The following is a 22787-nucleotide window of genomic DNA, read 5'->3' as shown; positions in this document are numbered from 1 at the left end:
GGTTGTCTCATGTCAGTCGACCGCACCCAGGTGCTCCGCGCCGCCGCCGCTCTGCTCTCCCGGAAATCGACCGCCACCATGGACGAGGTCGCCCGGGCCGCAGGCATCGGCCGCGCCACCCTGCACCGGCACTTCGCCGGGCGGGACGCGCTGGTCAGAGCGCTGGAGGCGATGGGCATCCAGGAGTTCGAGGCCGCGCTCGACGCCGCGAACCTCGACGAGGGCCCGGCCGACGAGGCCGTACGCCGACTCGTCGTCCAGTCCGAGCCCAACGCCCAGCTGCTGGCCTTCCTCGTCACCGAGAACCAGCTCTTCGAGGGCGACCAGGTCAACGAGGGCTGGGCCCGGCTCGACGCGCGCGTCAGCGACCTCTTCAGGCGCGGCCAGGAAGAGGGCGCCTTCCGGATCGACCTGAGCCCCGCGTGGCTCACCGAGGCCCTCTACGGCCTCATCTCGTCCTGCGCCTGGTCCGTCATGGACGGCCGGGTCGCGGCCAAGGACTTTTCATTCATGATCACCGAGCTGCTGCTCGGTGGCGCACGACGGAGCGTGGAGAAATGAGCAGGACCCAGGAGTTGAGCCCGACGACGGGGATCGAGGTGAAGAGCCCCGGCCGCTGGCTCGCGCTCTCGGTACTCGTCCTGGCCGTGCTGCTGGTCGCGGTGGACGCCACCGTCCTCGGTCTCGCGACGCCCTCCCTCAGCGAGGACCTGAAGCCGACCGGCACCCAGCTGCTGTGGATCGGCGACATCTACTCCTTCGTCATCGCCGGACTCCTGGTCTCGATGGGCTCCCTCGGCGACCGGATCGGCCGCAAGAAGCTGCTCCTGATCGGGGCGACCGCGTTCGGCGCCGTCTCGGTGCTCAACGCGTACGCCGCCAGCCCCGAGATGATGATCGTCGCCCGCGCGCTGCTCGGTGTCGCCGGTGCCACGCTGATGCCGTCGACCCTGGCGCTGATCCGGAACATCTTCCACGACCCCAAGGAGCGCAGCCTCGCCATCGGCATCTGGGGCGCCACCGCCTCGGCCGGCGCGGCCGTCGGCCCGGTCGTCGGCGGAGCGCTGCTCCAGCACTTCTGGTGGGGCTCGGTCTTCCTCATCAACCTGCCCGTGATGATCGCCCTGGTCCTCGTCGGCATCAAGCTGCTGCCAGAGTCCAAGAACCCGGTCTCCGGCCCCTGGGACCTCGTCAGCGTCGGACTCTCGCTCGTCGGTGTCATCGGAGTCGTCTACGCCATCAAGGAAGTCGCCTCGCACGGCCTGACGTGGGAGGTCGGCGCGGCCGCCGTCATCGGCGCCGCGGCCCTGTACGCCTTCGTTCGGCGGCAGCACACGCTGACCGCACCCCTGCTCGACATGCGGCTCTTCAAGCACCGCGGCTTCTCGGGTGCGGTCCTGGCGGATCTGCTCACCGTCTTCGGACTGTCCGGACTGGTCTTCTTCCTCTCCCAGTTCCTGCAGCTCGTCCAGGGGCGTGACCCGCTGGAGGCCGGACTCGCCGAACTGCCCGCCGCCATCGGCGCGGTGGCCACCGGTCTGCTCGCCGGCCGGTACGCCCGGCGGTTCTCCGTACGAGCCGTCGTCACCGGCGGTCTCGGCGCGATCGGACTGGCGCTCGCCGCGATCACCCTGGTCCACAAGGAGACCGGCTACCCGCTGCTCGGCGCGGCCCTGCTCGTCGTCGGCCTCGGCGCCGGATTCTCCTTCACCGTCACGGCGGACGTGATCCTCTCCAGCGTGCCCAAGGAGCAGGCCGGTTCGGCCTCCGCGGTCTCCGAGACCGCATACGAACTGGGCGCGGCGCTCGGCATCGCCCTCCTCGGCTCGATCGTCACCGGCGTCTACCAGGGCTTCGTGACCCCGGCGGGCGTCCCCGCCGACGCCGCGGCGGCGGCCCACGAATCGCTCGGCGGCGCGGTCGAGGCCTCCGCGGGCCTCGCCCCCGACTCGGCGACCGCCCTGGTCTCCACGGCCCAGGACGCCTTCGTCGACGGCCTGAACATCGCGGCGGGCGTCGGCGCTGCGGTCCTCCTCGCGACGGCGGTCGCGGCCTGGTTCCTCCTGAAGGGCCAGAAACTGGAGGACGGCATCGAGCACTGACGCGCACCGCGGGCGTCACGAGAAACGGGCGGGCCCCGCACGGCGATCACTGCCGTACGGGGCCCGCCCGTTCACGTCGTACGGGCGGGGGCCCGCCCGTTCAGTTCCTAGGGGCGGCTACGCGGCCTTCGCCTTCGTGGCGTACATGTCCACGTACTCCTGGCCCGACAGCCGCATCACCTCGGACATCACCGAGTCCGTCACGGCCCGCAGCACATAGCGGTCCCGGTCCATCCCCTCGTACCGCGAGAACTCCATCGGCTCGCCGAAGCGGACCGTCACCCGGCCCGGCCGGGGCAGCCCCGCACCGCCCGGCTGGATCTTGTCCGTGCCGATCATCGCGAACGGCACCACCGGCGCGCCGGTCATCAGGGTCAGCCGCGCGATGCCGGTACGGCCCCGGTACAGCCGGCCGTCGGGGGAGCGGGTGCCCTCCGGGTAGATGGAGAAGATCTTGCCCTCCTCCAGGACCCGGCGGCCCGTCATCAGCGCCGCGACACCGCCCCGGCCGCCGTCCCGGTCCACCGGGATCATGCCGACGCTGGTGAAGAACCAGGCCATCAGCCGGCCCTTGAAGCCCTTGCCCGTGACGTACTCGTCCTTGCCGATGAAGAAGACCGGGCGGTCCGTGCAGATCGGCATGATCATCGAGTCGATGAACGTGAGGTGGTTGCCCGCCAGGATGACCGGACCCGTCCCCGGGATGTTCTCGGCACCCTCCACGCGCGGGCGGAACATCAGGCGCAGGAGCGGTCCGAGCACTGCCTTGATGAGTGCGAGACGGGACAACGGTTCCTCCGGTGTCGGGGGGCGGGGCTTCGTCGTGAGGGGGGCTGTGCAGGTGAGGACGATACTCGCGGGTCGCCGTCGTCCGCACATCGGGTTCACCGAGCGGATACGCAGTGTTGACGTGTGTTTCCGTCATGTTCGGCCAAGGTCTGCCGTGGGGAAGGGCCGAATGCCTACGGTCGGAGCTGCGTTTGACAGGTGCGGGACATCACATCAAGGAGCCTTCATGACACAGGGTGAGCACGCCAGCCCCGCTCGACGCGCGGTCCTCGGAGCGGCGGGCGCGGCGGTGACCGGCGTCGCGGGAGCCGCCGTCCTCGGCGCCTCCTCGGTCCTCGCCGCCGGCACCGCGCACGCCGCCGACGCCCCGGACGAGGCCCAGGGCCACGGCTACCGCTCCCTCCCCGTCCCCACCGTCATCGCCCACCGCGGCGCGAGCGGCTACCGCCCCGAGCACACCCTCGGCTCGTACCAGCTCGCCCTCGACCTCGGCGCCCACGTGATCGAGCAGGACCTCGTCCCCACCAAGGACGGCCACCTGGTCTGCCGCCACGAGAACGACATCACCGGCACGACCGATGTCGCCGACCACCCCGAGTTCGCCTCCCGGAAGACCACCAAGTCCGTCGACGGCGTCTCGTACACGGGCTGGTTCACCGAGGACTTCACGCTCGCCGAGCTCAAGACCCTCCGCGCCAAGGAGCGCATCCCGGGCACCCGCCAGGAGAACACCCTCTACGACGGCCGCTGGCAGATCCCGTCCTTCGAGGAGGTGCTGCGCTGGGCGGAGCGCGAGGGCCGCCGCCGGGGCCGCCAGGTCTGGCTGCACGTCGAGACCAAGCACCCCACCTACTTCCGCTCCCTCGGCCTCGGCCTGGAGGAGCCCCTCGCCAGGCTGCTGCGCCGGTACGGCCGCCACCGCGCCGACTCTCCGGTCTTCCTCCAGTCGTTCGAGCCGAGCAGTATCCAGCGGCTGGCGAAGCTGGTGAACTCGCCGCGCGTCGTGCTGCTCTCCGCCGCGAGCAGCCGCCCCTGGGACTTCGTCCAGGCGGGTGACCCGCGCACCGTCGCCGACCTGGTCACGCCGGAGGGCCTGCGCTGGATCGCCTCGTACGCGCAGGGCATCGGCCCCACCCTGGACCTGGTCATCCCGCGCGACGCGACCGGCCGCCTCGGCAGCCCGACGACCCTGGTGCGGGACGCCCACGCGCAGGGCCTGATCCTCCACCCGTACACCCAGCGCAACGAGAACAGCTTCCTGCCGGCCGAGTACCGACGCGGCACGGACCCGAACGCCTACGGCGACGCCTTCGGCGCCCTGAAGACCTACCTGGCGACCGGCATAGACGGCATCTTCTCCGACAACCCGGACACGGCCCTGCTGGCGACGACCGACTGACCGCCCCCCTTGTGCCCACCCCCCCCGCCACTGCGGAGGGGTGGGCACAACCCACGGGGTCGGTGCCGTTCCGTGGTCCGTACAGCCCAGGACCCTGGGCCCGGGCCACGGGCAACGGCACCCACCCGAGTGGTTTACCCCAGGTCGCGCAACCGCCCGCGACAGCGGGCCGTCGTGCGGGTCATGACCCACCCCCACCTCCTCCGAACCCTCGCCCCCCTCCTCGCCGCCGAGTCGAAGGCCGAGGCCCCCGCCGCCGGCGTAGAGGCGGGCGACCTCGAACAAGCCGTCTGGCTGAGGCTCCTGGAGCGCCTCGAAAAGGACGACGTGCCCACCCGCCCCGCCGACTGGCTCCGCCGAGCCGTCCGCTCCGAAGCCCGCCGCGCCCGCCGCGCCGCCCTCCGCGAGCGCCCGTACGACGGCGAGGAGGCCACCGAGACGCGCGACGACAACCCCGAGAGCACCGCCCTCACCACCGAACGCCGCCGCGCCGTCCGCGCCGCCGTCCGCCGCACCCCCGGTCACTGCCCGCGGCTGCTCACCGCGATGCTCGACCCGGCAGACCCCACCTACCGAGAAATCGCAGGGGAGTTGGGTATCTCACAGGGCAGTCTGGGGCCGATGCGTTCCCGTTGCCTGGGATGCCTGCGCAGAATGCTGGCTGCAGAGGTTCCCGCAGCGACCCGGAGGGGAAGGGTGCGGGAGACCGACCGAGGAACCAGGTGAGCGGGAGGCATGCGCACATGGGCATGAGCGTGACCATCTCAGCGGCTGACGCGGGCGACGCGGAGCACATACTGAAGCTGCAGTACCTCTGTTACCAGAGCGAGGCCGAGCTCTACGGCGACTACGCCATCGAGCCGCTCACCCAGACCCTCGACGGCCTGCGGGCCGAACTCTCCGAGGGGTACGGGCTCGTGGCGCGCCTCGGCGACGAGATCGTCGCCTCCGTACGCGGGCGGGTCGACGAGGCCGGCACCGTGCGGATCGCCAAGCTGATCGTCCACCCGCGCATGCAGCGGCACGGCCTCGGCGGCCGGCTCCTCGACGCCATAGAAGGCCACTTCGCCGGCGACCCGGCGCCCACCGCCAAGCGCTTCCAGCTCTTCACGGGCCACCGCAGCGAGGGCAACCTCCGGCTCTACCGCAGCAAGGGGTACGAGCAGGTCGGCGCCCGCGAGATCGGCCCCAGGCTCACGCTCGTGACCCTGGAGAAGGCCGCCTGATCAGGCAGCCGCCCGCGACCCCCGCAGCCACCAGATCCCGGTCACCGGCAGCAGCACCGGAATGAAGATGTAGCCGTAGCCGTAGTCCGACCAGACCGTGGCGTCCGGGAACGCGGACGGGTCGGCCAGCGTCCAGGTCCCCACGGTCAGTACGCCCACCAGCTCGGCGGCGCAGCACACCAGCGCCGCCCTGCGGGCCGTCTCCCCGCCCCGTACCAGCGTGTACGTGATGAACGCGTACACGACCGCCGCCACCGCCGACAGCGCGTACGCGAGCGGCGCCCGGTCGAACTCGGTCGCGATCTGGTAGATCGAGCGCGAGACCGCGCCGACCGACATCACCCCGTACATCCAGACCAGCAGCATGCCGGGGCCCGTGACCAGGCGCGTGCCCGCGCCGGTCTCCTCCGTCGTGGTCATCAGCCCACCGTCCAGATGTCGAAGAGACGCACTTCGAGGACCGCGAGCACGACCCCGCTCGCCGCCACTGTCGCCGAGCCCCACCGGCTGCGCTCCGTGAGCGACATGAAGGCCGCCGCGGGCACCGCGCACAGCGAGCCCAGCAGATACGCGACGAAGATCGTCGTGCCCTCCTCGGCCTTCTCGCCGCGCGAGAGCTGCACGATGCCGACGACCAGCTGCACCAGGGCGAGGAGGGTCACCACGGCCATGCCGATGAAGTGCCAGTCCTTGGTCGGCTGGTCGCGGGTGAAGGCGAAGCCGCACCAGGCGGCGAGCGCGAGCGCGGCCACCGAGACCGCGACTGTCAGGGCGTCAAGCATGCGCACGAGGGTATTACGGGCCGAAAGGCCCGATGCGGTCGCCCCCCGTCCGCCCCGTAGGGTCGGGGGCCATGAAGATACGCGCGGAAGCCCTGCTGTTCGACAACGACGGAACCCTCGTCTCCTCCATGGCGTCCGTGTACCGCTGCTGGACCCGCTGGGCGGGGGAGTACGGCATCACGGCCGAGGACTTCGCCCGCGTGGAGCTGCACGGCCGGCCCGCCGCCGAGATCATCGCCGACCTGCTGCCCGCCGAGCGGGTGCCCGAGGCGCTGCGCCGCATCGAGCAGCTGGAGGTCGAGGACGTCCCCGGCGGTGTCGAGCTGCTGCCCGGCACCAAGGAGCTGCTCTCCTCCCTCCCGGCCGACCGCTGGGCCGTCGTCACCTCCGCGACCAGGCCGCTCGGCGAAGCACGGCTGCGCGAGGTGGGCATCGACTTCCCCGTCCTGGTGGCCGCCGACGACATCACGCGCGGCAAGCCCGACCCGGAGCCCTTCCTGCTCGCCGCCGCGAAGCTCGGCGTCGACCCGGCCGCCTGCGTGGTCTTCGAGGACGCCCCGGCGGGGCTCGCCGCCGGTCGCGCCGCGGGCATGCGGACCGTGGCCTTGGCCACAACCCACGATCGTTCCGAGCTCGACGCCGATGTCGTCGTGACCGACCTGTCGGAGGTGTCCGCGCAGGCCACGGACGGGGCGGTGGAGATCGTCGTCGGGATCTGACGCCCGCCCCGGGGTGTCCGCATGGCGTCTCGGCGACGTCCGCTATACGGACACCCCCGAAGTGGCCGTACCCCCGCGTGCTTTACTTGCAGACATGACCACGACGAGCAGCCGCACCCTTGCGACCGAGGCGAACGCGACGCCCGGTGCTCGTTGTATGTGTCGAATGTGCGCCTTCTGAGGGCCCCCGCCTGAGCCTCGCGCCCCGAAGCGAGACCCCGACGGCCGAGCCGTTCCGCCCGCCGAAACCGGCGCCGGACCGTGCCCGCCCCGCGCACGCGCTGCCTCCGGTTCACCCACCGAAGCGGCCGATCTGCGCCTGACTGTCCGAACGACGAATGCCCCGTGCCCGGCGGACCCCGCGCCGTGCACTCGACAGTGACGGAAACCCCTGTGATCACCACTTCGGGCCTGACCAAGGTCTACGAGTCGCGAGGCCGCCAGGTCACCGCTCTGGACGGCGTCGACCTCCACGTCCGCGAGGGCGAGGTGTACGGCGTGATCGGCCAGAGCGGCGCCGGCAAGTCCTCGCTCATCCGCTGCGTCAACCTCCTGGAGCGCCCCACCTCCGGCACCGTGACCGTGGACGGCGTCGACCTCACCGCGCTCGCCGCCACGGGCCGCCGCGCCGGCAAGGACCTGCGCCGCGCCCGCAGCAGCATCGGCATGGTCTTCCAGCACTTCAACCTGCTGTCCTCCCGTACGGTCAAGGACAACATCGAGCTCCCCCTGGAGATCCTCGGCGTCTCCGGTGCCGAGCGCACCCGCCGCGCCCTGGAACTCCTCGACCTCGTCGGCCTCGCCGACAAGGCCAAGGCCTACCCCGGCCAGCTCTCCGGTGGCCAGAAGCAGCGCGTCGGCATAGCCCGCGCCCTGGCCGGCAACCCCAAGGTCCTGCTCTCCGACGAGGCCACCAGCGCCCTCGACCCGGAGACCACCCGCTCCATCCTCCAGCTGCTGCGCGACCTCAACCGGCAGCTCGGCCTGACCGTCCTGCTCATCACGCACGAGATGGACGTCGTCAAGACGATCTGCGACTCGGCCGCGCTGATGCAGCAGGGCCGGATCGTCGAGTCGGGCACCGTGAGCGAACTGCTCGCCACCCCCGGCTCCGAGCTGGCCGCCGAGCTCTTCCCGGTCAGCGGCGCCGCCACCGGCCCCGACCGTACGGTCGTCGACGTCACCTTCCACGGCGAGGCCGCCACCCAGCCGGTGATCTCCCAGCTCTCCCGTACGTACAACATCGACATCTCGATCCTCGGCGCCGCCATGGACACCGTGGGCGGCAAGCAGATCGGCCGGATGCGGATCGAACTGCCCGGCCGTTACGAGGAGAACGTCGTGCCCGTCGGCTTCCTGCGCGAGCAGGGCCTCCAGGTCGACGTCGTGGACGACGAAGCCACCGCGCCCACCGCGGATCTGGTCAAGGAAGGTGCCAAGTGACCTGGTCGGAGATGCAGCCCCTCCTTGAGCAGGGCACTGTCGACACCGTCTACATGGTCCTGTGGGCCACGGTCGTCACCGTCCTCGGCGGACTGCCGCTCGGCATCCTCCTCGTCCTCACGGACAAGGGCGGTCTGCTGCAGAACACCGTGGTCAACAAGGTCGTCGGCGTGATCGTGAACATCGGCCGCTCGCTGCCGTTCATCATCCTCCTGATCGCCCTGATCCCGTTCACGACCTTCGTCGTCGGCACCTTCATCGGACCGACCGCGATGATCGTGCCGCTCGCCATCGGCGCCATCCCCTTCTTCGCGCGCCTCGTCGAGACCTCGATCCGCGAGGTCGACCACGGACTGGTGGAAGCCGTCCAGTCCATGGGCGGCTCCGTGCCGACGATCGTCCGCAAGGTGCTGCTGCCGCAGGCGCTGCCCTCGCTGGTCTCCGGGACCACCACCACCGTCATCGTGCTCATCGGCTACTCCGCGATGGCCGGCGCGGTCGGCGGCGAAGGCCTCGGCTCCAAGGCGATCACCTACGGATACCAGCGCTTCGACACCCAGTTCATGCTGGTCACCGTCCTCGTCCTGATCGCGATCGTCACCGTGGTCCAGCTGATCGGCGACCTCGCCGTCCGGCTCCTCGCCCGCCGGGGCCGTACCGCGTAACCCCACAGACTTCGATTTTCGAAGACGAGCCCGGACTTGTTGTCCAGGCGTCCACCGCACCACCGGAAAGAGGCACTCTTCGTGCGTAAGAACATCAAGCTCACCGCCGGTATCGCCGCCACCGCCGCGCTCGCCCTGGGCCTCACCGCCTGCGGCACGGCCTCGGACCCGTCCTCCGCCAAGGACTCGGCCGGCTCCGCCGACAAGCCGCTCGTCGTCGCCGCGTCCCCGACGCCGCACGCCGACATCCTCAACTACGTCAAGGACAACCTCGCCGCGAAGGAGCGCCTGAAGCTGGAGGTGAAGGAGTTCACGGACTACGTCCTGCCGAACACCGCCACCCAGTCCGGCCAGGTCGACGCCAACTTCTTCCAGCACAAGCCGTACCTCGACGACTTCAACGAGAAGAACAAGACCACCATCGTCCCCGTGGTCAACGTCCACCTGGAGCCCCTCGGCCTCTACTCCAAGAAGGTCAAGGCGCTCTCGGACATCAAGGCCGGCCAGACCATCGCGGTCCCCAACGACACCACCAACGGCGGCCGCGCCCTCCAGCTGCTCGCCGAGAACGGCCTCATCACGCTGAAGGACGGCGTCGGCACCAACGCCAAGCTCTCCGACATCACGGACAAGAAGGGCCTGGAGTTCAAGGAGCTGGAGGCCGCCACCGTGCCCCGCGCCCTGAACGACGTGGACGCCGCCGTCATCAACGGCAACTACGCCATCGAGGCCAAGCTCTCGCCCGCGAAGGACGCCATCGCCGTCGAGAAGGCCGAGGGCAACCCGTACGCCAACTTCCTCGCCGTCAAGGAGGGCAACGAGAAGGACGCCCGCGTGCAGAAGCTCGTGAAGCTCCTCAACTCGCCCGAGGTGAAGAAGTACATCGAGGACACGTACAACGGCTCGGTCATCCCGGCCTTCGGCGCCGTCGCCAAGTAAGGCCCGCAGTACAGTTCTTACGACGAAGGCCCCCGCACCCCGTCCGGTGCGCGGGGCCTTCCTCGTACCGCGGGCGCGTCCCGGCAGCCCTTCAGGGTGCGGCTCCGTATCTGACGCCACATCGGACCCGGCCATGCGTACCGACGGCAGCATGCTGCATGCTGTGCGTTCACGGTCGATTCGGACGGTTCACGGCATGGAGCTGAGCATGACTACCACCTTTCCGGACATCTCCATCAACACGGACCGGTTGGTGCTGCGTGCGCTCGAAGAGGCCGACGCGCCCGCCCTCGCCGAGATGATGAACGACGAGATGGTGGCGGCCTGGACGGCCGTCCCCCAGCCCTACACCGAGGACGCCGCCCACCGCTGGATCACCGAGTACGCCCCCACCGAACGCACCGCCGGCCGAGGCCTCGACCTCGCCGTCACCGAGTTCCTCACCCAGCGCCTCGTGGGCATCGTCCAACTCAGCAACACCAACTGGCGCGTCCGCTCCACCGAGATGTCCTACATCGTCGCCCCCTGGGCCCGCGGCGAGGGCTACGCCTCCGAAGCCGCCCTCGCCACCGCCCAGTGGCTCTTCGGCGACCAGGGATTCGAACGCATCGAGCTGCGCACCGCCGCCGACAACACCGCCTCCCAGCAGGTCGCCCAGAAGATCGGCTGCATCAGCGAAGGCGTGCTCAGAGGTGCCTGCATAGCCCGCACCCGCACCGAGGACGGCACCCTGGCCGACCTGCGCACCGACTTCATCGTCTGGGGACTGCTCCCCGAGGACCTGGAAGGCGTCGCCGACCAGATGGCGGAGGCCGGCTACTCCTCCTTCACCGACTGGAGCTGAGCCCGCAACCGATCCCGGGTACCCTCGACACCCCCCGACCTGCGACAAGACCTCAGGAGACAGACGACGATGGCCGACCGGGTCACGGTGATCGGCTGGGACGGCTCGCCCCTCACCGCAGCGGCCCGGTCCGCGCTCGCCGCCGCCACGCTCGTGGCCGGTGCCGCGCACCACCTCGCACTGCCCGAGGTCCCGCCCGCCGCCGAAAGGATCCGCCTCGGCAGCGTCGACCTCGCCGCCCGCCGTATCGCAGGCCACCGCGGCACAGCCGTCGTCCTCGCCGACGGCGACCCCGGCTTCTTCGGCGTCGTCCGCACCCTCCGCGCCCCCGAGCACGGCCTTGAGGTCGAGGTCGTCCCCGCCGTCACCTCCGTCGCCGCCGCCTTCGCCCGCGCAGGCATGCCCTGGGACGACGCCCGGATCGTCGTCGCCCACCAGCGCACCCTGCGCCGCGCCGTCAACGTCTGCCGCGCCCACCCCAAGGTCGCCGTCCTCACCTCGCCCGGCGCGGGACCCGCCGAACTCGCCCTCCTCCTCGACGGCGTCCACCGCACCTTCGTCATCTGCGAGGAGCTCGGCACCGACCGCGAACAGGTCACCGTGCTCACCTCCGACAAGGCCGCCGACCACGCCTGGCGCGACCCCAACGTGGTCATCGTCATCGGCGGCAGCGCCGGAGCCCCGCCCGGCGGCTGGCTCATGGGCCAGGAGACCCCGGCCGTACGCGGCTGGGCCCTGCCCCCCGACGAGCCCACCGGCGCCCGGGGCGGCAGCGGCGAGGACCGCACCCTGCGCGCCGCCCAGCTCGCCCGGCTCGGCCCCCGCGTCGGCGACCTCGTCTGGGACATCGGCTGCGGAAGCGGCGCCCTCTCGGTGGAGGCCGCCCGCTTCGGAGCCGCCGTCATCGCCGTCGACGCCGACCCGCAGGCCTGCGCCCGCACCGAGGCGGCCGCCCGCCGCCAGGGCGTCCAGCTCCAGGCCGTACGGGGCCGGGCCCCGCACGTCCTGGAACGACTGCCCGAACCCGACGTCGTACGGATCGGGGGCGGCGGCGTCCCCGTCGTCATCGCCTGCACCGACCGCAGGCCCGAACGGATCGTCGCCCACGCCTCCACCCGCGACGAGGCCGAGGCCATCGGCGCGGCACTCGCCGACGGCGGCTACACCGTCGAATGCGCCCTCCTGCAGAGCGTCGGCCTCGATCCTGACGACTGGTCGGAACGCGACCGCACCACCGTCTTCCTGCTCGCCGGGCGCCGGTCGACCTCCGCCTGACTCCGCCCCGGCGGCCCCCACCCGTGACCATGCCAACCCGGCGGGGCAGGTAGGCTGGCCGATCGTCGTACCGCACCGGGACCCTCGACGCTTTGTTCGGCAATGACCCGGATCGGGTGCCCGATGGGCCCTGATGTGGTACGCGGCAACGGGGGGACGCGCGACGTGGCGCAGTCCACAGCAAACCGTGGCGGATCCGCCTGTCACGACGGCCGATGGCCGCGACAATGCTGGGGTGCCCGCGCGTCATTCGTGCCGCACGGGGCGCCCGCTCGTTCTTGTTGACGGGCGAAGGTCTGAAGGAGCACAACCGATGGGCGAGGGGTACGCATGACGGACACCGGCCAGGTCCCGGGCGAGGGGCTGCCGGAGAACGCAGGCATGGTCGAGCAGCCGGGCATCCCCGCTCCGGGCGCGTACACCTTCCTGGACCCCTCCGAGAGCGCAGCCGAGGACGACGACCTGCTTCTGATGCCGGGTGCCCAGGGCGCCTGGAGCGAGCACCAGCCGGGCGCCGTGCCCGCGCCGCCCGTCGCCGTGCCTGCCCCCGGGATGATGCCGGGTCAGCAGCCGGTCGGCGCCCAGCTCACCGACCCGCTGGCCGGCCCGATCGCCGACGCCCTGGCCGCCCAGACCCCGATGGCGCCGCCCGCGCCCCTCGCGCACGAGGCCCTCGCGCACGGGGCTGTCGCGCACGAGGCCCTCGCGCACGAGGCCGTCGTGCACGAGGCCGTCGCCACCCCGGCGCACGGTGTCCCGGCCGCTGCGGAGCCCGCCCCGGTCGTCCCGACCCCCGCGCACGGCGTGCCGTTGGCGCCCGAGCCCGCGCAGGGTGTGCCCACGTTCGCGGAGCCGGGCCAGGTCCCGTCGTCCACCCCCGCGCACGGCGTGCCGGTCGGGGCCGAGGTCGTGACCGACCACGGCTACGAGCCCGGGATCCTGGACACCGGCGCCCACGAGGCCGCCGGCCGCGACAGCGGTTCGGTCGACCTCGGCGGCGTCCGCGTACCGCCGCCGGCCGCGGCTCCGACCCCGCCGCCCGCCCGCCGCCCGCTGCACATGGGCCCGCCCGTCCCGGAGAGCGGCGGAGTTGTCCGCTCCCTCGCCGACCGAGGCCCCGCCGCCGCCCCGGCACCCATGGCCGCCCCCATGCCGGCGCCCGCCGCCCCGGTCGCCGCGACGGCGCCCACGCCGCTGCCGGCCCGGGTCGCGGGTCCGCCCACGACCGGCCTCGAGTACCTCGACATCCCCCAGGAGCAGCCGGCCGCCCCGGTCGCGCCCCAGCTCGGCGACATCCCGCCGCAGGGCGCCGTTCCGTGGGACCCGCAGCCCCAGGTGCCCGCAGAAACGGTCGGCCAGTTCGTCCCGGTCGAGGGCACGGTCCCGACGACCCCGCACCTGGCACCGACGCCGTTGCCGGAGCCGGTGTCGGTTCCGGAGCCGACACCGGAGCCGGTCGAGGAGTCGGTGCCGGCCCAGGAGCCGGTGGCCGGGGAGCTGGTGGCCGAGGCGCCCGTCCCGGTGGAAGCTCCCGTGGAGGTCACCCCCGCCCCCGTACCGGCCCCGCGCGACGGCGGCCCGGCCGCCGCCGGACCCGTACCCCCGGTGGAGGAAGTCGCCCCGGAGGCACCGTCGGAGCCCGAGGCGGCAGAGGCCCCGGAGGCCCCCGAGGCGCCCGTCGCGCCCGAGCAGGATCAGCCCGAGCCGGTCGCGGAGGCCGCCGCGGAGGCCGTGGCCGAAGAGCCGGTGGCCGACACGCCCGAGGCGGCTGTGGAGGCCCCGGCGGAACTGTCCGGCGAAGCACTCGACACGATCGACGAGCCCGCAGCCGACGAGCCCGCTGCCGAGCAGCCCGCCGCCGAGGAAGTCGCCGCAGCGGAAGACGTCCCCGACGAGGCTGTCGTAGCGGAATCCCTCCCCGAGGAAGCAGCCGTAGCGGAGCCCGTAGTCGGCGAGGCCGCCGACGCAGAAGCAGCAGTAGAAGCAGAAGCAGCGGTCGCGGAACCCGCCCACGAGGAAGTGGCCGTGGCGGAACCCGCCCACGAGGAATCCGCGGAAGCGGAAGAACCGGCGTTCGCGGAGGCCGTCGGCGCACCCGCTCCCGGCTACGACGACGCCGAGCGGGAAGCGGTTCTCCGCGTCATGCGCGAGCGCCGGGACATCCGTAACGGCTTCCGCTCCGACCCGATCCCGCACGAGGTGCTGCTCCGCGTCCTGGAGGCCGCCCACACGGCCCCCAGCGTCGGGCACTCCCAGCCCTGGGACTTCGTCGTCATCCGCTCGGCGGAGACCCGCCGGACGATGCACGAACTGGCCCAGCGTCAGCGCGAGGCGTACGCCAAGTCGCTGCCCAAGGCGCGGGCGAAGCAGTTCAAGGAACTGAAGATCGAGGCCATCCTCGACACCCCGGTCAACATCGTCGTGACCGCCGACCCCACCCGGGGCGGCCGGCACACCCTCGGCCGCTACACGCAGCCGCAGATGGCCCCGTACTCCTCGGCCCTCGCCGTCGAGAACCTCTGGCTCGCCGCCCGCGCCGAGGGCCTCGGCGTCGGCTGGGTCAGCTTCTTCGACGAGCGGGAGATGGTCCGGACCCTCGGCCTGCCCGAGCACCTCGAAGTGGTCGCGTACCTCTGCGTCGGTTACGTCGACGAGTTCCCCGAGGAGCCCGAGCTGATGCAGGCGGGCTGGTCCAAGCGCCGCCCGCTGTCCTGGGTCGTCCACGAGGAGACGTACGGCCGCCGGGCGCTGCCCGGCGAGGAGCCGCACGACCTGCTCCAGGAGACGGTCGCCAACATCCGCCCGCTGGACGCCAAGGCGCTCGGCGAGGCGTGGGAGCGGCAGAAGCGCATGACGAAGCCCGCCGGGGCGCTCGGCATGCTGGAGATCATCTCCGCACAGCTGGCCGGCCTGTCCCGGATGTGCCCTCCCCCCATCCCCGAACCGGCGGCCGTCGCGATCTTCGCGGGTGACCACGGCGTGCACGCCCAGGGCGTCACCGCCTGGCCGCAGGAGGTGACCGGCCAGATGGTCGCGAACTTCCTCGGTGGGGGAGCGGTCTGCAACGCCTTCGCCAACCAGGTGGGGGCCGAGGTCTGCGTCATCGACGTCGGCGTCGCCTCCGACCTCCCCGCCACGCCCGGCCTGCTTCCCCGCAAGGTCCGCGCGGGCACGGCCGACTTCACCACCGGCCTGGCGATGACCCGGGACGAGGTCCTGGCGGCGATCGAGGTGGGCGTCGAGACCGCGCGCGACCTCGTCTCCGCCGGTAACAAGGCCCTTCTCACCGGCGAGATGGGCATCGCGAACACCACCGCGTCCGCGGCCCTGATCTCGGTGTACACGGGCGTCGACCCGGTCGAGGTGACCGGCCGAGGCACCGGCATCAACGACGAGATGCACGCGCGGAAGGTGGACGTGGTCCGCCGCGCCCTGGACCTCCACCAGCCCGACCCGGCGGACCCCATCGGCGTCCTCTCGGCCATCGGCGGCCTGGAGCACGCGGCGCTCGTCGGCCTGATCCTGGGCGCGGCCTCGCTGCGCGTCCCGGTCGTGCTCGACGGCGTATCGACGGGCGCGGCGGCACTGGTGGCGCGGGCGATCGCCCCCGAGTCCCTGGCGGCCTGCATCGCGGGCCACCGCAGCGCCGAGCCGGGCCACGTGGCCGCCCTCAACAAGCTGGGCCTGCGCCCCCTGGTCGACCTCGACCTCCGCCTCGGCGAGGGCACCGGCGCCCTCCTCGCCCTCCCGATCGTCCAGAGCGCGGCCCGGGCGATGCACGAGGTGGCGACGTTCGACTCGGCGGGCGTGACGGAGAAGTAGCACGCACAGGCGCCCCTGAGGGCGCGTCCGCCCCGTGCACCCCACCCGGAGGCCGTTGCCCTGTACAGCGCAACGGCCTCCGGGTACAGGGGCCCATGAGCGGAACGCGTCCGCAAGGGCACACGGGGGCGGGACAAGGGTCACAGCGTGCCCACCCCCGGTGACCGATATCGTGGGCACCGGTCCCCACCAGCCGCTTCACCGCCGCAGCGGCCCCGTACACGCCCCGCCCCTCCGAGGAGCCGCACACCCATGGCCGAGCACGCCGCGCACCCCGCCTACCCCGTAGGACTCCGTCTCTCCGGCCGGCGCGTCGTCGTCCTCGGCGGCGGCCAGGTGGCCCAGCGCCGCCTCCCCGCCCTGATCGCGGCCGGCGCGGCGATCACCCTCGTCTCTCCCTCCGCGACCCCCTCCGTCGAGGCGATGGCGGAGACCGGCGAGATCACCTGGGTGAAGCGCCGCTACGAGGACGGCGACATCGCCGACGCCTGGTACGCGCTCGTCGCCACCAGCGACCCCGCCGCCAACGCGGCCGCGTCCGCCGAGGCCGAGCGGACCAAGACCTGGTGCGTACGGTCCGACGACGCCGAGGCGGCCACCGCCTGGACCCCGGCGACCGGCCGCGGCGAGGGCGTGACCGTCGCCGTGCTGACCGGCCACGACCCCCGCCGCTCCGCCGCCGTGCGCGACGCGATCGTCGAGGGCCTCCGGGACGGTTCGATCGCCGCGCCGCACCACCGCTCCCGTACCCCCTTCGTCGCCCTCGTCGGCGGCGGCCCCGGCGACCCCGACCTGATCACGGTCCGCGGCCGCCGGCTCCTCGCCGAGGCCGACGTGGTCATCGCCGACCGCCTCGGCCCGCGCGACCTGCTCGACGAACTGCCCCCGCACGTCGAGGTGATCGACGCGGCGAAGATCCCGTACGGCCGCTTCATGGCGCAGGAGGCCATCAACAACGCGCTGATCGAGCACGCCAGGGCCGGCAGGTCGGTCGTACGGCTCAAGGGCGGCGACCCGTTCGTCTTCGGCCGTGGCATGGAGGAGGCCCAGGCGCTGGCGGCGGAGGGCATCGCCTGCACGGTCGTCCCCGGCATCTCCAGCTCGATCTCGGTCCCCGGCGCGGCCGGTATCCCGGTCACGCACCGCGGTGTGGCCCACGAGTTCACCGTCGTCAGCGGCCATGTGGCGCCCGACGACCCGCGCTCGCTCGTCGACTGGGCCTCGCTCGCCAAGCTGACCGGGACCCTCGTCATCCTCATGGGCGTCGACAAGATCGGGAAGATCGCCGAGGCGCTCATCGCGCACGGCAAGTCCCCTGACACGCCGCTGGCCCTGGTCCAGGAGGGCACCACGGCCGCCCAGCGCCGGGTGGACGCCACGCTGGCGACCGTCGCGGAGACGGTCAGGGCCGAGCAGGTCCGCCCGCCGGCGGTCATCGTGATCGGCGACGTGGTGACGGAGAACCCGGAGAAGCTGCGCAAGCACCAGAGCTGACCCGTCCCACCCCGACACATTGGCACCGCACCCCGGACAAGGCAGTATCACCACGTGGCCGAACTCATCACGATCGACGACCCCGACGACCCGCGCCTGAGCGACTACACCGGCCTGACCGACGTGGAGCTGCGCCGCAGGCGCGAACCCGCCGAGGGACTGTTCATCGCCGAGGGCGAGAAGGTCATCCGCCGGGCCAGGCGGGCCGGGTACGAGATGCGGTCGATGCTGCTCTCCGCCAAGTGGGTCGACGTCATGCGCGACGTCATCGACGAGGTCCCGGCGCCCGTCTACGCGGTGCAGCCGGAGCTCGCCGAGCGCGTCACCGGCTACCACGTGCACCGCGGCGCCCTCGCCTCCATGCAGCGCAAGCCGCTGCCGAGCGCGGAGGAACTGCTCCGCCCGGCCCGCCGGGTCGCCGTGATGGAGTCGGTCAACGACCACACCAACATCGGCGCCATCTTCCGCAGCGCGGCCGCGCTGGGCATGGACGCGGTGCTGCTGTCGCCGGACTGCGCGGACCCGCTGTACCGCCGCTCGGTGAAGGTCTCCATGGGCGCGGTCTTCTCGGTCCCGTACGCCCGCCTGGACACCTGGCCGCGCGGCCTGGAGGCGGTACGGGAGGCGGGCTTCAAGCTGCTCGCCCTCACTCCTGACGAGAAGGCCTCCCCGATCGACGTGGCGGCCCCGCACAAGCTGGAACGGGCGGCGCTGATGCTCGGTGCGGAGGGCGAGGGCCTCTCCACCCAGGCACTGCGGGCGGCGGACGAATGGGTCCGCATCCCGATGGCGCACGGAGTCGACTCGCTGAACGTGGGCGCGGCGGCGGCCGTGGCCTTCTACGCGGTGGCGAGCGGCCGCCCGCAGGACTGACGGGGAGCACGGACGGGACGGCAGCTGACGCGGCAGGGGCGGGACCACACAGCGGCTGACGCGGCAGGGGCGGGACCACACAGCGGCTGACGCGGCAGGGCGGGACCACACAGCGGCTGACGCGGCAGGGCGGGACCACACAGCGGCTGACGCCGCTGGCCCGACGCGAAAGCGCCGGGACCTCCGCCGACCTACCCCTGCAGAGCCTGCGCAGCGGCGATCCCCAGCGCCACCACCAACGTCACCACGACGAAGACGAAGAGCCGCTGGCGCAGCAGCCGGGGGTTGGCGGGCCGCCGGCCGGTGGAGGTGGTGCGCGCGCCGCCGGGCCGGGAGGGCGCGGGGCGCCCGTTGGGCCGGGACGGCGCGGCCGGCCGACCGCCGGTACGCGACGAGGACGGCCGCGGGGCGGAACCCTGGGCCCGGCCTTCCGTGGTGCGTTCGGTGTACCGCTCCGTGGGCCGGCTGCCGGTGGCCGCCTGCTCCGTACGCTCCCGCTGCGCCGGCGGGCGGGCGGCGGGCAGCCCCTGCGCCTCGCGGGCGGCGATCTCCTTGAGCCGCATGGACAGCTGCAGTGTGCTCGGACGGTCCTCGGGATCCTTGGCCAGGCAGGCGCGGACGAGCGGGGCCAGCGCGTCCGGTACGCCACTCAGCTGCGGCTCCTCGTGCACGACCCGGTAGAGCATGACCTCGGAACTGCCGTGCCCGAAGGGGGAGTCCGCCATGGCCGCGTACGCCAGGGTGGCGCCGAGCGAGAAGACGTCCGTGGCCGGGGTGACGGTCGCGCCGCGCACCTGTTCGGGCGCGAGGAAGCCGGGGGAGCCGACGGCGGTGCCGACGTGGGTGAGGGTGCTGGCGCCGGTGGCCCAGGCGATGCCGAAGTCGATGATGCGGGGGCCTTTGGGGGACAGCAGGATGTTCGAGGGCTTGAGGTCCCGGTGCACGACACCGGCCTCGTGGACGGCGACCAGGCCCTCGGAGAGCGCGGCGCCGATCGCGGCGACGTCGGCGGCGCGCAGCGGGCCTTCCTCGGCGACCCGGTCGTGCAGGGAGGGACCGGGGACGTACTGGGTGGCGAACCAGGGGCGGTCGGCCTCCAGGTCGGCGGCGACGAGCCGGGCCGTACAGCCACCGCGGATCCGCCGGGCGGCGGAGACCTCGCGGGCGAACCGCGACCGGAACTCCTGGTCCTCGGCCAGGTCCGGCCGGATCACCTTCAGGGCGACGCGCTGCCCGCGCCGGTCGGATCCCAGGTACACGACCCCCATCCCACCGGCCCCGAGCCGGCGGTGGAGCCGGAACGACCCGACGATCCGCGGATCCTCGCGCCGGAGCCGCATCATCGCCATGTCCGTCCCCTCGTCCGTTCGACGTGGCACAGCTTACGTATTGACGCCCCGGTGTGCTCATAGGCCGCGCCCTCGCGCGGGGATCGATTGTCAGTGCTGGGGAGGACACTTGAGGGATGGTCAGGACGAGCACGAAAAGGAACGTCCTGACGAAGGGATTCTCCAACACCCAATACAAAAGGGGGGATTCGACCGATGAAGGGCGATCGCGTGGAGATAGTCGTGGACGCGGGGGACACGACACGGACGTACGAAGTGGTGGCAAGCCGGGCGGGCCGCAGGGTGGAGACGGCGGTACGGCGAGGGGTGGTGGAAGTGAGCGAAGTCACGCGCACGGGGGTGGTCGTCCGGACGGCCCGCTTCATGGCGAGCCGGGTCCTCGCACTGGTCGAGCAGCCCGTCCCCCTCAGGGAAGACCCTCAGTCCTAGGAGGGGCTCTCCACCCAGGGGAGTACGCCGTAGGGGTACGCGTCATCCTCCCGTAGGCCCGGTATTCGATACGCGGGCATGACGTCCGGGCGGCGGCGGGTCCCTAGTGTTGAAGACAAGCGGCGGGTGGAGCACTCGTCCCCCGAGGTCAGACACCCGCCGCTGCCATCCACGACAGGAGAGGAACCATGGCGTACCCGGTATCGCGGATCACCACCCGTCCTTCGGGCCGCCGCCACCCCCTGGTGGCGACAGCCATGGTCCTCCCTCTCGCGACCCTGCTGGTCGTCGCCTTCGGCGGCTGGGACGCAGTGGTCACACAAGCGTCGTCCGTGGGCGTGATGCTGGGGCGCTGAGCGGCGCCCCGGACCCGGGAGAGCGGCCCGGGTCGGGGACATCCGGCCAACAACCCCGTGGGGACGGGGGTGCGGCGGACGGCAGCGTGCGGCCGGTCAGCTGGGGAGCTGACCGGCCCTCGCTTTTCCCCGGCGGCCACGTTGCATGCCCTCCCGCGGCGCGAAGCTGCCGCTGCCGGGGCACGGGGCGGCAGTTCCACTGGCCTCGGCACCTCTGGTCGCGTTCGGCGCGGGCGCCGTGCGGCGGGTGAGCCCCACGCATTGCCGCCTCCTGCGGCGCTCAGCGGCCGCCAGCGGCCGCGGGCGGAGCCTCCAACACCCCCACCCCCAGGTGCGCCCTGCTGCGGCCCGAAGCCGCCGGTGCCGGCACCGGGGTGCGGAGCCCCGATACCCGCACCCCCGGGTACGCCCCCCTGTGGTGGGAAGCTGCCGCCGCCAGGGGACGGCGGCGGAGCCTCCAACACCCCCACCCCCGGCTGCGCCCTCCTGTGGCGCGAAGCTGCCGCTGTCGGGGCACGGGGCGGAGCCCCGACAACCCCCATCACCCCCACCAGCCCCCGGCGGGGTTTCGGGAAGGGGTGGGGTGGGGGAGCCGCCTTTGGGCCCACGGCGGGCGCGCCCCGCCGGGAGGGCGTTGGGGAGCCCAAGGCGCCCGGCAGCGGCGGAAGCCCCCTTCGCGCCCCCGGCAAGGCAAGCCCCCGCCCCCCACCACGTACCCTCCCCAGGTGGAGCACGCCGACATCGAACAGCTCAGCGCCCTCGCCCGGCACGCGGCGCATCAGGCCGACCCCGCCTGCCCCTGCGCCCCGCACACAGCCACCGTGCTCGCCGATCGTGCCGACGGCACCGTCGTCCGGCACGGCGCCGTCGTCGTCAAGGCCCACGCCCCCGGCACCCACCCCCACGCCCACGCGACCCGCGTCGCCGTCGCCGGCCACCGCCCCCTGGACGGCGTCCTGCTCCCGCCCCACACCCACCCCACGCCCCCCATAGGCGCCCGCCTCCTCTCCGTCTGGCCCTACGGCACCCCCGTCGACCCCGCAGATCCCGACGCCGCCCCCTGGGAGGACGCCGCGCGGCTCCTCGCCCGGCTGCACCGGACCCCGCCGCCCCCCGGTCTCCCCGTCCCGCCGATGCGGGCGCCTGTCAAAGCCGCCCTCGCCGTCGAGCGGATGCGCCGCTCCGGCGCGCCCGGTCCCGCCGTCGAGACGGTGCTCCGCGCCTGGCGCACGATCCCCGAGGAGCCGGCGACCCGCCCCCTCCTCTGCCACGGCGACTTCCACCTCGGCCAGCTTGTCCGCGACCCCCGCCACCCCCACGCCCCCTGGGTCCTCATCGACGTCGACGACCTCGGCCTCGGTGACCCGGCCTGGGACCTGGCCCGCCCCGCCGCCTGGTTCGCCGCCGGGATCCTGCCCCCGGACGTCTGGTCGCGGTTCCTCGACGCGTACCGCGAGGCCGGCGGCCCGGCCGTCGACACCCGAGCCGCCGACCCCGACCCCTGGCCCCAACTCGACGTCCCCGCCCGCGTCCTGACCGTTCAGACCGCCGCGCTCGCCCTCGCCAAGTCCACCGCCGAGAACCGCCCCCTCGACGAGGTCGAGGAAGTGATGATCGACACCTGCGCCCGAATCGCCTCGCTCCGAACCGAGTTGGCCCCGCCCGCGTCCCCCTAAGCTGAAAGCACCATTCGTACGGCAGGGAGTTGAGCCGACCATGCAGTGTCCGAAGTGCCACGCAGCGATGCACACGTACAACCGCAACGGCGTCCAGATCGAGCAGTGCAGCGGCTGCCGCGGGATATTCCTGGACTACGGCGAGCTGGAGTCCCTGACCCGGCTGGAGTCCCAGTGGGTCCAGCAGGCCCCGCCCGCGCCCGCCCCGCCGGCCTACCCGGCGCACGGTGCCCCGGCCGCGCCCGCATGGGGCGCCCCGCAGCACGGTGGCCACCACGGCGGACACCACGGCGGTCACCACCAGCGCGGCTTCGGCCGGATGCTGTTCTCCTCCTGACACCCCCGCTCCTGGCGACAGGAGCGGGTACGACGAAGCCCCCGGCCGCGAGAGGCGGCCGGGGGCTTCGAACGTATGGTGCGCGATACTGGGATTGAACCAGTGACCTCTTCCGTGTCAGGGAAGCGCTCTCCCGCTGAGCTAATCGCGCGGGAACCACGGCTCGAAAGCCGCAGGTCAGGCTGTATTGCGTGCGCGATACTGGGATTGAACCAGTGACCTCTTCCGTGTCAGGGAAGCGCTCTCCCGCTGAGCTAATCGCGCGGGA

At 72.7% G+C, this 22787-nt stretch carries 22 protein-coding genes and 2 tRNA genes; 18 read left to right on the top strand and 6 right to left on the bottom strand.

The window, feature by feature from the left end:
- Positions 1-9 precede the first annotated feature (9 nt).
- Together Q5762_RS32325 and Q5762_RS32320 are read left to right on the top strand one after the other, a co-directional pair.
- Entirely contained in the window at positions 10-561 is a 552-nt protein-coding gene (locus Q5762_RS32325; RefSeq protein ID WP_315895839.1) for a helix-turn-helix domain-containing protein, read from the top strand.
- Positions 558-2102: an MFS transporter gene (locus tag Q5762_RS32320; protein WP_315895838.1), complete on the top strand. Its 1545-nt coding sequence runs from the start codon at positions 558-560 to the stop codon at positions 2100-2102. The genes Q5762_RS32325 and Q5762_RS32320 overlap by 4 nt, the downstream gene beginning before the upstream one ends.
- Positions 2103-2219: 117 nt before the next feature.
- Here Q5762_RS32320 and Q5762_RS32315 read toward each other — a convergent pair whose 3' ends face one another.
- A complete protein-coding gene (locus Q5762_RS32315; RefSeq protein WP_315895837.1) occupies positions 2220-2891 on the bottom strand; it encodes a lysophospholipid acyltransferase family protein in 672 nt (223 codons plus the stop codon).
- Positions 2892-3117: 226 nt separating this feature from the next.
- Here Q5762_RS32315 and Q5762_RS32310 point away from each other — a divergent pair, with 226 nt between their 5' ends.
- The 3 genes from Q5762_RS32310 to Q5762_RS32300 all read left to right on the top strand — a co-directional run bounded on the left by Q5762_RS32310 (position 3118) and on the right by Q5762_RS32300 (position 5516).
- Positions 3118-4290, top strand: a complete 1173-nt coding sequence (locus tag Q5762_RS32310) for a glycerophosphodiester phosphodiesterase (RefSeq protein ID WP_315895836.1) — start codon at positions 3118-3120, stop codon at positions 4288-4290.
- Positions 4291-4473: 183 nt separating this feature from the next.
- Positions 4474-5016 (top strand): sigma-70 family RNA polymerase sigma factor, encoded by a 543-nt coding sequence (locus tag Q5762_RS32305; RefSeq protein WP_315895835.1) that lies wholly within the window; start codon positions 4474-4476, stop codon positions 5014-5016.
- 17 nt (positions 5017-5033) lie between these two features.
- Entirely contained in the window at positions 5034-5516 is a 483-nt protein-coding gene (locus Q5762_RS32300; RefSeq protein ID WP_315895875.1) for a GNAT family N-acetyltransferase, read from the top strand.
- Here the strand turns inward: Q5762_RS32300 and Q5762_RS32295 are convergent, their stop codons facing one another.
- Together Q5762_RS32295 and Q5762_RS32290 are read right to left on the bottom strand one after the other, a co-directional pair.
- Positions 5517-5936, bottom strand: coding sequence for a hypothetical protein (locus Q5762_RS32295; protein WP_315895834.1), 420 nt, complete (start codon positions 5934-5936; stop codon positions 5517-5519). It lies immediately after the preceding gene.
- Positions 5936-6298 (bottom strand): hypothetical protein, encoded by a 363-nt coding sequence (locus tag Q5762_RS32290; protein WP_315895833.1) that lies wholly within the window; start codon positions 6296-6298, stop codon positions 5936-5938. Before Q5762_RS32290 ends, Q5762_RS32295 begins: the two co-directional genes overlap by 1 nt.
- A 71-nt stretch (positions 6299-6369) precedes the next feature.
- On the opposite strand from Q5762_RS32290, the gene Q5762_RS32285 reads away from it, so the two are divergent.
- The 9 genes from Q5762_RS32285 (at position 6370) to Q5762_RS32245 (ending at position 18372) form a co-directional block, all read left to right on the top strand.
- Positions 6370-7017 (top strand): HAD-IA family hydrolase, encoded by a 648-nt coding sequence (locus tag Q5762_RS32285; RefSeq protein ID WP_315895832.1) that lies wholly within the window; start codon positions 6370-6372, stop codon positions 7015-7017.
- Between the two features lie 393 nt (positions 7018-7410).
- Positions 7411-8460 carry an ATP-binding cassette domain-containing protein gene (locus tag Q5762_RS32280; RefSeq protein ID WP_315895831.1) on the top strand — a complete coding sequence of 350 codons (1050 nt, stop codon included), beginning with the start codon at positions 7411-7413 and terminating at the stop codon, positions 8458-8460.
- Positions 8457-9125, top strand: a complete 669-nt coding sequence (locus Q5762_RS32275) for a methionine ABC transporter permease (protein WP_315895830.1) — start codon at positions 8457-8459, stop codon at positions 9123-9125. The genes Q5762_RS32280 and Q5762_RS32275 overlap by 4 nt, the downstream gene beginning before the upstream one ends.
- 81 nt (positions 9126-9206) lie before the next feature.
- Entirely contained in the window at positions 9207-10064 is an 858-nt protein-coding gene (locus Q5762_RS32270; RefSeq protein WP_315895829.1) for a MetQ/NlpA family ABC transporter substrate-binding protein, read from the top strand.
- A 208-nt stretch (positions 10065-10272) separates the two neighbouring features.
- A complete protein-coding gene (locus Q5762_RS32265; RefSeq protein WP_315895828.1) occupies positions 10273-10908 on the top strand; it encodes a GNAT family N-acetyltransferase in 636 nt (211 codons plus the stop codon).
- A 69-nt stretch (positions 10909-10977) separates the two neighbouring features.
- Positions 10978-12183, top strand: a complete 1206-nt coding sequence (gene cbiE / locus Q5762_RS32260) for a precorrin-6y C5,15-methyltransferase (decarboxylating) subunit CbiE (protein WP_315895827.1) — start codon at positions 10978-10980, stop codon at positions 12181-12183.
- Between the two features lie 330 nt (positions 12184-12513).
- A complete protein-coding gene (cobT, locus tag Q5762_RS32255; protein ID WP_315895826.1) occupies positions 12514-16005 on the top strand; it encodes a nicotinate-nucleotide--dimethylbenzimidazole phosphoribosyltransferase in 3492 nt (1163 codons plus the stop codon).
- A 252-nt stretch (positions 16006-16257) separates the two neighbouring features.
- Complete coding sequence (gene cobA / locus Q5762_RS32250; RefSeq protein WP_315895825.1) at positions 16258-17499, top strand: uroporphyrinogen-III C-methyltransferase; 1242 nt, start codon at positions 16258-16260, stop codon at positions 17497-17499.
- A gap of 54 nt (positions 17500-17553) precedes the next feature.
- A complete protein-coding gene (locus Q5762_RS32245; protein ID WP_315895824.1) occupies positions 17554-18372 on the top strand; it encodes an RNA methyltransferase in 819 nt (272 codons plus the stop codon).
- A 191-nt stretch (positions 18373-18563) separates the two neighbouring features.
- Here the strand turns inward: Q5762_RS32245 and Q5762_RS32240 are convergent, their stop codons facing one another.
- Positions 18564-19721 carry a protein kinase domain-containing protein gene (locus Q5762_RS32240; RefSeq protein ID WP_315895823.1) on the bottom strand — a complete coding sequence of 386 codons (1158 nt, stop codon included), beginning with the start codon at positions 19719-19721 and terminating at the stop codon, positions 18564-18566.
- Positions 19722-19916: 195 nt separating this feature from the next.
- Here Q5762_RS32240 and Q5762_RS32235 point away from each other — a divergent pair, with 195 nt between their 5' ends.
- The 4 genes from Q5762_RS32235 to Q5762_RS32220 all read left to right on the top strand — a co-directional run bounded on the left by Q5762_RS32235 (position 19917) and on the right by Q5762_RS32220 (position 22519).
- A complete protein-coding gene (locus tag Q5762_RS32235; RefSeq protein WP_137990476.1) occupies positions 19917-20150 on the top strand; it encodes a hypothetical protein in 234 nt (77 codons plus the stop codon).
- A gap of 188 nt (positions 20151-20338) precedes the next feature.
- Positions 20339-20506, top strand: coding sequence for a hypothetical protein (locus Q5762_RS32230; protein WP_315895822.1), 168 nt, complete (start codon positions 20339-20341; stop codon positions 20504-20506).
- A 725-nt stretch (positions 20507-21231) separates the two neighbouring features.
- Positions 21232-22182, top strand: coding sequence for an aminoglycoside phosphotransferase family protein (locus Q5762_RS32225; RefSeq protein WP_315895821.1), 951 nt, complete (start codon positions 21232-21234; stop codon positions 22180-22182).
- A 40-nt stretch (positions 22183-22222) separates the two neighbouring features.
- Positions 22223-22519: a zf-TFIIB domain-containing protein gene (locus Q5762_RS32220; RefSeq protein WP_315895820.1), complete on the top strand. Its 297-nt coding sequence runs from the start codon at positions 22223-22225 to the stop codon at positions 22517-22519.
- A gap of 76 nt (positions 22520-22595) precedes the next feature.
- Here Q5762_RS32220 and Q5762_RS32215 read toward each other — a convergent pair.
- Together Q5762_RS32215 and Q5762_RS32210 are read right to left on the bottom strand one after the other, a co-directional pair.
- Positions 22596-22670 (bottom strand) — tRNA-Val (locus tag Q5762_RS32215).
- 41 nt (positions 22671-22711) lie between these two features.
- Positions 22712-22783 (bottom strand) — tRNA-Val (locus Q5762_RS32210).
- Positions 22784-22787: the final 4 nt, after the last annotated feature.

Origin of the sequence: Streptomyces sp. P9(2023) (assembly GCF_032436795.1) — a bacterium.
Taxonomy (GTDB): Bacteria; Actinomycetota; Actinomycetes; order Streptomycetales; family Streptomycetaceae; genus Streptomyces.
This window is presented reverse-complemented; position numbering and strand designations above follow the sequence as displayed.

Bases quoted from the DNA above. Each gene is read 5' to 3' on its own strand.
- Q5762_RS32325 (WP_315895839.1), top strand. From the start codon at position 10: ATGTCAGTCGACCGCACCCAGGTGCTCCGCGCCGCCGCCGCTCTGCTC.
- Q5762_RS32320 (WP_315895838.1), top strand. From the start codon at position 558: ATGAGCAGGACCCAGGAGTTGAGCCCGACGACGGGGATCGAGGTGAAG.
- Q5762_RS32310 (WP_315895836.1), top strand. From the start codon at position 3,118: ATGACACAGGGTGAGCACGCCAGCCCCGCTCGACGCGCGGTCCTCGGA.
- Q5762_RS32305 (WP_315895835.1), top strand. From the start codon at position 4,474: ATGACCCACCCCCACCTCCTCCGAACCCTCGCCCCCCTCCTCGCCGCC.
- Q5762_RS32300 (WP_315895875.1), top strand. From the start codon at position 5,034: ATGGGCATGAGCGTGACCATCTCAGCGGCTGACGCGGGCGACGCGGAG.
- Q5762_RS32295 (WP_315895834.1), bottom strand. From the start codon at position 5,936: ATGACCACGACGGAGGAGACCGGCGCGGGCACGCGCCTGGTCACGGGC.
- Q5762_RS32290 (WP_315895833.1), bottom strand. From the start codon at position 6,298: ATGCTTGACGCCCTGACAGTCGCGGTCTCGGTGGCCGCGCTCGCGCTC.
- Q5762_RS32285 (WP_315895832.1), top strand. From the start codon at position 6,370: ATGAAGATACGCGCGGAAGCCCTGCTGTTCGACAACGACGGAACCCTC.
- Q5762_RS32265 (WP_315895828.1), top strand. From the start codon at position 10,273: ATGACTACCACCTTTCCGGACATCTCCATCAACACGGACCGGTTGGTG.
- cbiE (WP_315895827.1), top strand. From the start codon at position 10,978: ATGGCCGACCGGGTCACGGTGATCGGCTGGGACGGCTCGCCCCTCACC.
- cobT (WP_315895826.1), top strand. From the start codon at position 12,514: ATGACGGACACCGGCCAGGTCCCGGGCGAGGGGCTGCCGGAGAACGCA.
- cobA (WP_315895825.1), top strand. From the start codon at position 16,258: ATGGCCGAGCACGCCGCGCACCCCGCCTACCCCGTAGGACTCCGTCTC.
- Q5762_RS32240 (WP_315895823.1), bottom strand. From the start codon at position 19,721: ATGGCGATGATGCGGCTCCGGCGCGAGGATCCGCGGATCGTCGGGTCG.
- Q5762_RS32235 (WP_137990476.1), top strand. From the start codon at position 19,917: ATGAAGGGCGATCGCGTGGAGATAGTCGTGGACGCGGGGGACACGACA.
- Q5762_RS32230 (WP_315895822.1), top strand. From the start codon at position 20,339: ATGGCGTACCCGGTATCGCGGATCACCACCCGTCCTTCGGGCCGCCGC.
- Q5762_RS32220 (WP_315895820.1), top strand. From the start codon at position 22,223: ATGCAGTGTCCGAAGTGCCACGCAGCGATGCACACGTACAACCGCAAC.